Origin of the sequence: Shewanella sp. (assembly GCF_047975355.1) — a bacterium.
Lineage (GTDB): Bacteria > Pseudomonadota > Gammaproteobacteria > Enterobacterales > Shewanellaceae > Shewanella.
The window spans coordinates 1-12631 of record NZ_JBKEDJ010000055.1 but is presented as its reverse complement, the minus strand read 5'-3'; the positions used below and the strand labels follow the sequence as shown (position 1 = coordinate 12631).

The following is a 12631-nucleotide window of genomic DNA, read 5'->3' as shown; positions in this document are numbered from 1 at the left end:
CGCAGTAGAAAGGCGATTTAGCTAGCTGTTCACTGAGTCAGTCACAGGCTATGCACTTAGTTACGCATTTCTCCTGCCTGTATTTTACCTGCATGGTGAGCAGAAAAATGGCGGGCGCGGAGTATAGCAAAATTTTCGGTTAAAACCTGTACTTTTTAACCCTTTGAGATTTTAAGACAAAGCTTAAATGGGTTTTGAGTGGATAAAACGGTTTGAAGAGCTGACGTAGGCAGAGAGCCTTGCGCCATTGTCCATATAGACAATGGCGCGACTGGCGTATTAGCCAAAGGCGCGGCGCAGGCCGAGCGCTTTTTCGGCGTTTTGCTTGAGGTGATTCGCGGCATCACCAATTTGATGAGTTGCCGCGAGGTTTTCGCCGCTGGTTTGGGTGATGGAGTGAATATTGTTAGTGATTTCATGCACCACTTGGCGCTGCTGATCTGCCGCCACCGCATTCTGCTGAGCAAAGGTGTGGATTTCACTCACTTCCTGGTAAATGGTGTTCACATTCTCGGCGGAGGTTTGAATGTCGTTAGCACATACCTCGGCATGTTGACGGCTCTGCTCCATCTCCTTCGCCCAGGCATTTAACATGCTGAACATCTTGTCGACGCTCTGGGAAATACTGTTGGTCGATAACTGGGTACGGCTCGACAGGGCGCGCACTTCGTCGGCGACGACGGCAAAGCCGCGTCCTTGTTCGCCTGCGCGGGCGGCCTCAATCGCAGCATTGAGGGCGAGCAGGTTAGTCTGTTCGGCAATAGAGTCAATCTCGCCCATGGCACTGGCCACCCGCTCGGCTTCCTTATTGAGTTGATGGGCATTATTGGCGGCATCGGCCACGGATTTTGCCAAGAGTTCGACCTTTTGGGTGTTGGCCTTCATATTGGCGCTGCTTTTTAGGCAGAGATCGTAGGCTGTGTTGATACTGGTCGAGGTCAGTTGGGTATTTTGTGCAACCTCGGCAATGGTTGAGCTCATTTCTTCCATCGCACTGGCCAGCTGTTCTAACTGGTTTTTCTCTTGATCTAGGCTGACATAGGTTTGTTCTGTGGTGACCACCAGTTGATCGGCAATTGCATGTAACTGATGGGCCTGATCTTGGGTACGGCCAAGCACGCCATTCATCTTGGCTTGCAATAGGATCAATTGGAAATCGAGAATCGATGAGGTATCTGCGCCCGAGTAGATATAGCGGCTGATAGAGTCATACTTCTCTTGCATTTCAATCAATTTGGCCGGAATGCGGAAGGCTTCATCGTAGAAAATCGCCAGATTGAGGCTCATTAAAATCGCCCCAGCCAAAATTACTCCCCAGCCCCAAAAGTAACCCGCGATCAGTAAACCTGTGGTGGCGACGACGGCAGAGACAAAACGTTTTTGCATCAAACTCAGAGGTTTAGGTATGGGTTTGTTTTGTATTAGTCTGCGGTAAATATCTGTTGCTTTACTGACATAGGCAGCCTGCGGCTGGATACGTACTGACTGATAGCCGACGATAGTCCCATTCTCAAATAGGGGGGAGACAAAGGCATCGACCCAATAACAACCGCCATTCTTGCAGCGGTTTTTGACTATGCCTCGCCAAGATTGGCCGGATTTCAGCTTATCCCACATCTCTTTGAATGCGGCACTGGGCATATCCGGGTGACGTACCTTGTTGTGAGGCTGACCTATCAATTCCTCGGCACTATAGCCCGAGACTTCAGCAAAGCGTTGATTAACGTAGGTAATAATCCCACGGGTATCAGTGGTGGAAATCAATTCGTCTTGTTGTGTGAGGCGGATTTCTTGCGCGTTACTCTGGATATGGCTGGTTTTACTGCGGCTAGGGTTACTCTGGCTCATTTAGTGTGTCCATTCAGGGCCGATACGACTTTTTGGGTAAATGTAACTGGTAAATCGGGTGCCAGCTCTCATTGGAGTCGGCTTATTATGTGATAATGGTATCATTTTTGTGTGGGTATTGGAGAGCGGTTTTTAGCTTTACCCGTAACTAAAGTAATGATTTTTAAATTTTGTAAGTTTCTGCAAATATTGCATTTTTAATTCGCTTTCAAACGAGTGTTTATCCTGTTTAAAAGCAAATTTCAGAGTTTTGTATAAGGTCTGTTTTTAGCTTATGACGGGCTAAAGCTGTTATAGTTTCATTTGCCTAAATAGTGATAGAAGCTTAGGTGAAAAACACAAGCCTGACTATTGGACTAATGTCGTGATTAAGCTTGTCAGAACAGTAAAATCATCGGTGGGAACTAGCTTTGAAGCTGCTCTTAATAAAAAGCCCAAGCATTGGCTTGGGCTTTAGTGTTAATTGCCACTTAACGTTAGATGGCTTTCGTTGCTTGTTTGAGCCACTCAAGCTCACTGCCCGACATTAAGGGCGATAAGGTGTTAAACACTTTCTGATGGTAAGCATTAAACCAGTCGATTTCGCCTTGGGTTAACAGGCTCTTATCGATAAGGCGAGCATCCATTGGGATAAGCGTTAGGGCATCGAATTCATACATTTCACGCTCTGCGCCCTTCAGGGCTTCGCAGTGTTGCACTACCACTAGGTTTTCTAAACGGATCCCGAAACTGTCGGCGCGGTAATAACCTGGTTCGTTGGATAACACCATGCCTGGCATTAAGGCGATGGCATTGAGGTTTTTACCGATGCGCTGCGGGCCTTCGTGCACGCTGAGGAAATGGCCAACGCCGTGGCCTGTGCCGTGGTCGTAATCAAACCCATGTTGCCACAGATATTGACGGGCGAAGGCATCGAGTTGTTGCCCTGTCGTACCTTTCGGATAGCGGGCCTGATCTAAGGCGATATGGCCTTTTAATACCAAGGTGACCATTTTCTTCTGTTCATCGGTCACTTTACCTATGGCGATGGTACGAGTGACATCCGTGGTGCCGTCCAGATACTGGGCGCCAGAATCCACAAGGTAAATGCTGTCCATCGTCATCATGGCTGGCGTGCCATTGTTATGGTTGTAGTGGCACATGGCCGCATTGGCACCTGCGGCGGAAATGGTATCGAAACTGGGCTCGCGATATTGTGGATCTTCGAGGCGGAAGCTTTCTAACTTGTCGGCGAGGGTTGCTTCATCGTGCAGACGATGGGCAGCGACCTCGGCATCGAGCCAAGCGAGGAAACGACTCACGGCCACACCATCACGGATATGGCTGGCGCGCATGCCGGCTAATTCGGCGGCATTTTTCTGTGCCTTAGGCAGTGATACGGGATCGATACCGGCGATTAACTTAGCGCCTGCATCGCGGGCGATATTTTGTGCCCAAGCGTTGGCAGAGTTCGGATCGGCGAGCAGTTTCACGCCCTGTAAGCTTGCCAAGGTATCGGCAAGTGCAGCTTCGCTCTTAAAGCTCACACCCGCTCCAACGTGTTCCTCAATGCCTTCAGGGAGTTTGTTCAAATCGGTAAATAGCTGCATATCGCCATTGGCGTGAAGTAACGCGCAGCCGAGTACGACCGGCAGACGCGGCACGTCATTACCACGGATATTGAGCAGCCAGCAGAAGGAGTCTAAAGCGGCGATCAGCGCGACATCGGCGCCGGCTTTTTTGACTAGTGCGCCAATCTCGGTTCGTTTTTGTAGGCTAGTTTTACCCGCACTCTCATTACTAAATAAAATAATAGGTGCGCTCGATGGCGCGGGTCGATTTTGCCAGTGCTTATCAATCGGATTTTGTTCTACGGCAACCAGTTCAATTTGGGCTTTCGCTAACGTGGCTTTGGCGTTTTCAAACCAAGCTAAGGTGTGTAAACGGGCATCGAAGCCCACACGTGAACCTGCGGCAAGCGTATCGCATAGCCATTCGATTTGCGGTGTGTCGGTCAGGCTTTCATAACTAAAGAGATTTGCATCCACCTGTAGACGCACTTGTACCGTATAACGACCATCGGTAAAGATGGCGGCTTTGTCTTTTAAGACAATGGCCATGCCCGCTGAGCCGGTAAAATCGGTTGCCCAGTACAGACGCTCGTTATGCTCTGGCACATATTCGCCCAAGTATTCATCCGCGCGCGGGATGATAAAGGCATCTAAATTGGTGTTGGCGAGTTCACTACGAATGGCGGCAAGACGGTTTGCAATCTTATTAGGCTTTAGGGATGGTGACGACGATTGTAACGACATAGGGGCTCCAAATATTGGCATTGGCTGCTTACGTAGGCGGCCAAATTATAATGCGTAATGCGGGCGAAAAGGATGCGGAATGGCGGCGATTATCGCAAGCTCAACGGTTAAGATGCAAGGGGATGGAATAAAGGATTTTGTATACAATTTTGTTTTTTAAGCATCACTTTGTGATAACAAGGGCTGTGATCTTTGACAAACTCTCAAATTGAAATGTTATCCTTATCACTCAATTTTCACGACTAATTCTTACAAATTAGCTACTTAAGTTTTATTCAATCGCTAATATTGGCCCATTATGCTAACATTCGTCATCTCCGCTCGGGGTCAGAGGGGAGCACATGTATCAGTGGAGTTGGCGATGCAAACATTAACAATAGACGTGGGCGGTAGCAAAGCCCTGTTCGAACTTCAACTCAAGGGGCATACAGAACAATATAAAATCCCCACGGGTGAAGGCTTTAAAATTGAAGATTTAAATGATCAAATCGCGGCGCTGGAACGGGATTATGATTTACAGAACTACCATTTAGCGATCGCTGTACCTGGACTCGTACAACAGAATCGTTTGGTGTCCTGTAAATCTTTGCCCGGTCTCAATGGGCTAAGCTTTGAAACCTTGAAAACCCAAGGCGAACTTAAGTTTATTTGCAATGATATCGACGCCGGTATGCAGGCAACCTGTGATGAAAAATATGCCTGTGAGTTGTTAGTCATGTGCGGCACTGGGATAGGCATGTCGATCGCGTTGAGTGGCAAGGCTTTTACGGGGGCAACGGGAATCGCGGGGGAGCTTGGGCATTGCCGGGTGATGACGGAGGCGGGGGAGTTTAGTCTTGAGCAGCTCGCCAGCGGCGATTCTATCCGCAGCCGTAAGATTGCTACCGCCGATGATTTATATCTCGCTGGTACTTATCTGGGGATGGGGCTCGCGTGGGCGGTCAATCTGTTTAATCCTAATCGGATCTGGTTAGCGGGCGGCATGATGAATAGCGCGCCGTACTACAAGGGTTGTCTGGATAGTTTAAGACGCATGGCCCTCAGTGCACCGTTAGCCGAAATGAAGATTAATCGTGTCGATGATATGGAGACCTTAGTCTGCCGTGGCTTATCGGTGATCTTGGCAAGGGATTACTCGGATAAACCTGATTCGAGCCATTAACCACTCAGGGAATAACGACTCAAATAGCGAAGCGATAAAACTTGAGTTCTTATGATTATCGAACGGTGTGAGTGACTCATATTCACATCGACGTTTAAAGTGATGCGGTCATTTGATCCTGTGCTTATTAACTTAAGCATCTTGATTAGATTGGCCGCATTTTTATTGTCAGTACAGTTTTCTGTGCTACATCTTATGCTCACCGTTCTTGATTAATACTTTCGATTTTTTTAAGTTTTGTATTTTTTGTCTCTTGATACTTCTGCTTGAGGTAATAAGAAAATTCGTATGCATTATTGGATTTAAATACAAATAATTACATATATTCTACTACTGAATAATGCGTATATTTACGAAGGGAATAGTGCGATAACAATCAGTACACCCCCCGATTGTTAATATTTGGTTGCAATTTAATCCAGTTGCGGCATATGCTAATTATCGCAATGACAACGTTGTCATTGGTGTAAAAGGCAAACCAATCGAAAGATTGGGACGCAAAGCCTCCGGTCTAAGGGTTCGTTTGTACCTATGATAGCGGGGATACCACAGGTTGTTTCTTCATGCTGCCGTTGTACGCACATGGTTTTAAGAGTGTTGTTTCCTGTCTACGCTTTGTTTGCCTTGTTGATGCATAACTTACTCAATAGGGAAATCTCATGTTTAAGACTCAAATCTCCACCTCGGCGATGTTGGTGGCCTCGGTGCTGGCATCCGCTGCCAGTTTTCAAGCCTTTGCTGCGCTCCCCGGTAAACCGACTTTAGGTTGGGGGGAAACCAAGTTTGCCATTATCGAGGTGAATCAAGCCGCCTCAGCCTATAACCAATTAGTGACGGTTAAAGATGCCGCCGATGTGTCGGTGACCTGGAACTTGTATAACGGCGATATCGGCAATAAGGCGCAGGTGTTACTCAACGGAAATGTGGCATGGGAAGGTCCATCGAGTGCGGCGGGTACGGCCAATTTCAAGGTCAATAAGGGCGGGCGCTATCAAATGCGCGTGCAGCTTTGTAATAACGAAGGTTGCAGTGCCAGTGATGCGAGGGAAATCTTAGTCGCCGATACCGATGGCAGTCATTTACTGCCACTCAATGCGCCTTTGAAGGAAAACAATCGTCCCTATGCGAATAAATCCGGCAAAGTGGTGGGAAGTTACTTTGTGGAGTGGGGTGTTTATGGGCGTAAGTTCCCCGTCGATAAGATCCCTGCACAAAACTTAACCCATATTTTATATGGCTTTACCCCGATTTGTGGTGGCAATGGCATCAACGACAGCTTAAAGGAAATCGAAGGCAGCTTTGAGGCATTGCAGCGCGCCTGTGCTGGCCGTGCCGATTTTAAAGTGGCGATTCATGACCCTTGGGCGGCGGTGCAAATGCCGCAGGCGGGGGTGAGTGAGTATTCCGATCCCTACAAAGGCAACTTCGGCCAATTGATGGCGTTAAAACAAGCCTATCCCGATCTGAAGATCCTCCCGTCCGTTGGTGGCTGGACACTCTCCGATCCCTTCTACTTCTTTGGCGATAAAGCCAAGCGCGACACTTTTGTGGCTTCAGTGAAAGAGTTTTTACAAACCTGGAAGTTCTTCGATGGTGTCGATATCGACTGGGAATTCCCCGGCGGCAGTGGTGCTAACCCAAGCTTAGGTAATGCCAATGACGGACAAACCTATGTCACCCTGATGCGTGAACTGCGGGCGATGCTCGATGAGCTCAGCGCCGAAACCGGACGCACCTATGAGCTGACGTCGGCCATCAGTGCGGGCGGCGATAAAATTGCTAAGGTCGATTATCAGGCGGCGCAGCAATATATGGATTACATCTTCCTGATGAGTTACGACTTTAACGGCGGCTGGACCAATACAGAGCTGGGACATCAAACCAATCTCTATGAGGCGAGCTGGGATCCAAATACCCGTTACACCACGGACAAAGGAGTAAAAGCCCTGCTCTCTCAAGGGGTGACTCCGAGTAAGATTGTGGTCGGCGCAGCGATGTACGGCCGCGGCTGGACTGGGGTCAATGGCTATAGCGGTAACAATCCTTTCACGGGCACTGCAACGGGCAAAGTGAAGGGCACTTGGGAAGCTGGCGTGGTGGATTATCGCCAGATCGCCAAGGATTATATGGGCGCAGGTTGGAGCTATGCCTATGATGAAACCGCCGAAGCACCATCTGTCTTTAATGCATCAACGGGTGATTTAATTACCTTCGACGATGCTCGCTCTGTTAAAGCCAAGGGCCAATACGTGCTGGCCAATCAGCTCGGTGGTCTGTTCGCCTGGGAAATTGATGCCGATAATGGCGACATTCTCAATGCCATGCACGAAGGCCTAGGCCATGGCGAGGGCACAACGCCACCAGCGAATAAAGCGCCGATTGCCAATGCGGGAGCAGATATCACGGTAACGGGCACTGCGGATGTCACGCTAAATGGCAGTGCGTCGCGGGATCCTGAAAACGGCACCTTGAGTTATCAATGGATCCAAGTCTCTGGCCCAAGCTTAAGTATCAGTAATGCGGATATGGCTAATGCTGTGGTGCAGTTGAGCGGGGCGGCGTCGAATGTAGTATATGTGTTTAGCCTGCGAGTCACAGATCCTGAAGGATTATCTTCAACCGACACTGTGACTCTCACCCATAAGGCCGAGACGGCAAACCAAGCTCCAGTGGTGACTGTGCCAGCAAATGCGACGGTTGAAGCGGGGCAATCGGTGAGCATCAATGCGACGGCGACCGACGCCGATGGTGATAGCCTCACCTACGCATGGACAGTGCCAAGCGGCGTAGCGGCGAGTGGACAAAACACTGCTACATTGGTGGTGACGGCGCCAGCTGTTACTCAATCGACCCAATACAGTTTGAGTGTATTGGTCTCCGATGGCGCCTTAGATGCTAGTGCTGCCTTGACCTTAACCGTGACGCCTAAGGCGACGGGCGGTCAATGTGACGCAACTGACCCTAATGCGGCCAGCTATCCTGCTTGGAATGCGACAAGCATTTACAACACGGGTGATACAGTGAGTTATAACCAACTGGTTTGGAAGGCGAAATACTGGACTCAAGGTAACACACCTTCAAGAACCGCCGACCAATGGCAATTGTTGAGTCAGGTCGAGTTAGGTTGGGATTCGGGCGTTGCCTACAACGGCGGTGCAACCACCAGCTATAACGGTCGTCAGTGGCAAGCCAAATACTGGACTAAGGGAGATGTCCCCGGTGTCGCGGCACTATGGGCGGATATCGGCGCGGCGTCTTGCCCTTAGTCGATAGGGATTAAAGACATTAAAAAAGCCCTGCAATGCGGGGCTTTTTATTAAGGATTACAGCGGCAGATTAATTAATCTTCAGCAGCTCAACATCAAAAATCAGTACCGAACCGCCGCCAATTTTGCCAGTGCTGCGGTTGCCATAGGCCAGTTCGCTTGGAATAAAGAAGCGGTACTTATCGCCTTCGACCATTAGTTGCACGCCTTCAGTCCAGCCTTTAATGACACGATTGAGTGGGAAGGCTATGGGTTCACCGCGCTCGACCGAGCTATCGAACACAGTGCCATCAATTAAGGTGCCGTGGTAATGCACAGTCACTGTATCACTCGCCTTAGGATGAACAGTGCCAGTGCCTTGCTGTAACACTTGATATTGCAACCCTGAGGCAGTGGTTTTCACCCCTTCTTGGGTTTTGTTTTGCGCTAAAAACTCATTACCTAAACGGATATTTTCTTGGGCCGCTTTTTGGTTATTCATCGAGGTAAAGAAGTAAAAAATCACCCCAGCAATCACAACAACGGCAAGTAACATTTTCATTTTAAGGAGCACCTCAGTTAATTTTGGCCATGTTATCAGTTTTTTAGCCGAAGTGGCTAGCGCCTCGGTTGGGCGCGGTACTGGATGATTCGCGTTACATTTTCTCACTTCTTTAAAATGGCTAAAGGCTTTATCCCGTTTTAGAGATCGCTTAACCTGTGACATTAGACTCTACAAAAACTCAATAAAAACAGATAAGAAGAATAAACAAGGACAGTCTTATGTTAACCAAAGCGGCAAAACCTCTGGTCAAGCTCGTCGACCGTTATTTACCCGACCCTTATATCTTTGTCTTGCTCTTAACCTTAGTGGTGCTGATTTCGGCGGTGGTGGCCGAGCAGAAAACCCCACTCGAAGTCATCAATTACTGGGGCGATGGCTTTTGGGCGCTGCTGAGTTTTTCGATGCAGATGCTATTAGTGCTGGTAGCGGGATTTATGCTCGCCAGCTCGCCACCGATTAAGAAATTACTCGATGGCATCGCTGGATTAGCTAAGTCGGCGCCACAGGCGATTATCTTAGTGACCTTGGTTTCCCTCGCCGCCAGTTGGATTAACTGGGGATTTGGTTTAGTGGTCGGTGCCTTATTCGCGAAGGCTTTAGCGCGTAAAGTGCGTGTGGATTACCGTTTATTGGTCGCCAGTGCTTACTCGGGATTTGTGGTTTGGCATGGCGGCTTAGCGGGCTCGATTCCGCTAACCATCGCTACGGCGGGGCATTTCTCAGAATCACAAATCGGTATTATCCCCACCAGCGAGACCATCTTCGCTAGCTTTAACCTGCTGTTAGTGCTGATTTTGTTTGTGGTGATGCCTCTGGTAAACCGCTTTATGCTGCCCGAAGAGAAAGACAGTATCTATGTCGACCCTAAGGCGCTTGAGGATGGGGGCGCAGACGATAAAGCGGCGCAGTTAACGGCCAATACGATTCGTCCTGCGGATAAATTAGAAAACAGTCGCTTGCTCGGTTGGAGTGTCGGCGGCGCTGGACTCGTTTACTTAGGCTATTACTTTGCCGCGCAGGGCGGCAGCTTAAACCTTAACCTAGTCAACTTCTTATTTTTATTCCTCGCCATAGTGCTACATCAAACGCCACGCAGTTTATTGCTGAGTCTCAACGAAGCCATTAAAGGCGGCGCGGGTATCGTTATCCAGTTTCCTTTTTACGCTGGCATTATGGCGGTGATGGTGCAATCGGGGTTAGCCCAGAGTATTTCCGAAGGTTTTGTGGCCATCGCCAGCGCCGAAAGCCTGCCATTTTGGAGCTTTATCAGTGCAGGGATTGTGAATATTTTCGTGCCTTCTGGGGGCGGACAATGGGCGGTGCAGGCGCCGATTATGTTGCCTGCCGCGCAGGCCTTGGGCGCCGATGTGGCACGTGTTGCCATGGCCGTGGCTTGGGGAGATGCGTGGACCAATCTTATCCAGCCTTTCTGGGCGCTGCCTGTGCTAGCCATCGCCGGGTTAAAGGCGCGGGATATCATGGGGTTCTGTTTAATGCAGTTGCTGATAACCGGGGTGATTATCAGTATCGCCCTAAGCTGGTTTTGAGCGAAAGCTTACGGTATTTGATAAAGGGCAATCTAACTTGCCCTTTATTTTTATCCTCTTCTTTATTCAGTTCATGCCCAAATGCGTAAAACGCTTAGGTTTTAATGTTTTGACGCAGCTTAAAACCATTTCTGCGGATAGGGGCGTCGACACAGCAAATTATGATACAGCCAGCCAAAGGACAGGATCAGCACTAGACCGCTGGCGACTGGCGAATATAAAAAGTCCCATCCTTGCGCGGTCAGCATAATAACCAGCGGGTTTGCTCCTGCAGGAGGATGCACTGTGTGAGTGAGCATCATCAATGCGATTCCCGCTCCAACGGCTAATCCTAAGCTCAGCGGCGAGACGCCCACACTGTGGAGGATGATAAGTCCCATCAGACTGGTCAGTAAGTGGCCCCAGACAATGTTCCTTGGCTGCGCTAATGGGCTATCGGGAAGGGCAAATAAAATCACCATAGTGGCGCCAAAGGGGGCCATCAGCCATAACAGTTGCGCACTCATTTGCTCCAAGCTTGCTAAGGCACTGATACATAACATTGCTCCTATGCCGGCGAGCAGTGCGGGTTTTAATTGTGGTTGGCGTCTCACTTTCATTGTGTGTCCTTTGAGCCCAACTTGGCTATCGCGCAAGGGCTGTGGTTTATATGGTTAATATCAATAACTGCGGCTTGGGATTTAGTGTTGGGTTTCCCCTTGGCGCCATCCCTGTGGCCGCGTTGCACTTATATTGTGTTGAATTCTTGCGGTAGACCGATTTGTCTACTTGTTATCATTACATGAGTAGACTGAGTTGTCTACCTGTGAGAAGATACGCTTATATCATAATTGCAGAGGAAGGCGATATGCCGCAACCCGAAGTCTTGTCAGATATGCCCTTAGATAAACGTCAACAGCTGATCACCACGGCATTTAAACTGTTTTATTTTCAGAGCGTACATGGGGTGGGTATTAACCAGATTTTGCAGGAGTCGGCGATTGCCAAAAAAACCTTGTACCATCATTTTGCCAGTAAGGATGAGCTGGTCGAAGCCGTGGTCCTGTACCGTGACCAAGTGTTTTATCAATGGTTAAGCGAGCGAGTGCTAGCAGTCGAGATAGGTAAGGCGGGGATCCGCGCGTTATTTATGGCGCTTGATGACTGGTTTAACCAAAGAGTGCCGCAGCTGTGTGAGTTTCGGGGCTGTTTTTTTATCAATGTGAGTGCCGAATTTACCGATGCTAGCCATCCAGTGCATCGTTTATGTGCCGAGCATAAACAGCGGGTGGCAGATTTAATTGCTCAGCAAGTGGCGGCCTTGGGCTTGTCCGAGGCCAAAACGGCTTATCTTGTCGATACCCTATGCCTATTGAAGGAAGGCGCCATAGTGTCGGCGCAGCTGCGCGGCGACACCGGTGCCGCTATGCAGGCGTTAAAAGTTGTCGAGCAATTGATTGAAATAGAAACGCATTAGCGTGACGCTTAAATCAATCTATCCATGATACCCGTTTGGATCCCATAACCCAGCAGGGCTAAGTTGGTCACGACCGTGAGCCAAAACAGTTGGCGAAAGGCGGCTTTGACCGATTTATGCCGCAGTAGCTGCTGGGCAAACAGTGCGCCGTGCCAACCTCCGAGTAGCGACATCAGATGCAGGGTGCTTTCCTTAGTGCGCCAGCGGCCTTTACGGGCCGCCGATTTGTCGAAGGCGTAGGTGATAAAGGTGCATAAACTCAGCAGCAGGTATAAACCCACAATCGCGAGGGGCAACATATGCCACCACGCGGCGCCGATTAACATCGCCAGAAATACCAGTGCTAACAACAAAGGCATTGAACTCTGACGCGAGCGCGCGGCTCTGGGTTTTGCCACTTTTGATTTCACGACTCTTGGTACTGTGGCTCTAGATTTAGTCACTCTTCGTTGATTGACTCTTTGTTGAGTCGCTCTTCGTTCATGTACTGGAGTGGATGGCGTTTTACTGGCTC

General features: G+C 49.3%; 9 protein-coding genes and 1 riboswitch. Of the genes, 4 read left to right on the top strand and 5 right to left on the bottom strand.

Translation table 11 applies throughout. The features are described from left to right. Positions 1 to 279 precede the first annotated feature (279 nt). Entirely contained in the window at positions 280 to 1848 is a 1569-nt protein-coding gene (locus ACK5NH_RS14595) for a methyl-accepting chemotaxis protein (protein WP_416921184.1), read from the bottom strand. A gap of 476 nt (positions 1849 to 2324) precedes the next feature. Beyond that, a complete protein-coding gene (locus tag ACK5NH_RS14590) occupies positions 2325 to 4142 on the bottom strand; it encodes an aminopeptidase P family protein (RefSeq protein WP_416921182.1) in 1818 nt (605 codons plus the stop codon). Positions 4143 to 4503: 361 nt separating this feature from the next. Here ACK5NH_RS14590 and ACK5NH_RS14585 point away from each other — a divergent pair, with 361 nt between their 5' ends. Both ACK5NH_RS14585 and ACK5NH_RS14580 read left to right on the top strand, forming a co-directional pair. Further along, entirely contained in the window at positions 4504 to 5304 is an 801-nt protein-coding gene (locus ACK5NH_RS14585; protein WP_416921180.1) for an ROK family protein, read from the top strand. A 462-nt stretch (positions 5305 to 5766) separates the two neighbouring features. Further along, a riboswitch (cyclic di-GMP riboswitch) is annotated at positions 5767 to 5855 on the top strand. A gap of 108 nt (positions 5856 to 5963) precedes the next feature. Continuing rightward, the gene (locus ACK5NH_RS14580; RefSeq protein WP_416921178.1) at positions 5964 to 8570 is read left to right on the top strand and encodes a glycosyl hydrolase family 18 protein; all 2607 of its coding nucleotides are present in this window, start codon (positions 5964 to 5966) and stop codon (positions 8568 to 8570) included. A gap of 70 nt (positions 8571 to 8640) precedes the next feature. Here the strand turns inward: ACK5NH_RS14580 and ACK5NH_RS14575 are convergent, their stop codons facing one another. Beyond that, positions 8641 to 9111 (bottom strand): FKBP-type peptidyl-prolyl cis-trans isomerase, encoded by a 471-nt coding sequence (locus tag ACK5NH_RS14575; RefSeq protein ID WP_374896848.1) that lies wholly within the window; start codon positions 9109 to 9111, stop codon positions 8641 to 8643. A 221-nt stretch (positions 9112 to 9332) separates the two neighbouring features. Here ACK5NH_RS14575 and ACK5NH_RS14570 point away from each other — a divergent pair, with 221 nt between their 5' ends. Beyond that, entirely contained in the window at positions 9333 to 10661 is a 1329-nt protein-coding gene (locus tag ACK5NH_RS14570) for a short-chain fatty acid transporter (protein ID WP_416921175.1), read from the top strand. Positions 10662 to 10780: 119 nt separating this feature from the next. On the opposite strand, the gene ACK5NH_RS14565 is transcribed toward ACK5NH_RS14570, so the two are convergent. After that, positions 10781 to 11260 (bottom strand): HPP family protein, encoded by a 480-nt coding sequence (locus ACK5NH_RS14565; protein WP_416921173.1) that lies wholly within the window; start codon positions 11258 to 11260, stop codon positions 10781 to 10783. Positions 11261 to 11508: 248 nt separating this feature from the next. Here ACK5NH_RS14565 and ACK5NH_RS14560 point away from each other — a divergent pair, with 248 nt between their 5' ends. Beyond that, positions 11509 to 12117 carry a TetR/AcrR family transcriptional regulator gene (locus tag ACK5NH_RS14560; protein WP_416921171.1) on the top strand — a complete coding sequence of 203 codons (609 nt, stop codon included), beginning with the start codon at positions 11509 to 11511 and terminating at the stop codon, positions 12115 to 12117. An 8-nt stretch (positions 12118 to 12125) separates the two neighbouring features. On the opposite strand, the gene ACK5NH_RS14555 is transcribed toward ACK5NH_RS14560, so the two are convergent. After that, a partial coding sequence (locus tag ACK5NH_RS14555) for a DUF1294 domain-containing protein (RefSeq protein ID WP_416921169.1) occupies positions 12126 to 12631 on the bottom strand: 506 nt, incomplete at its 5' end.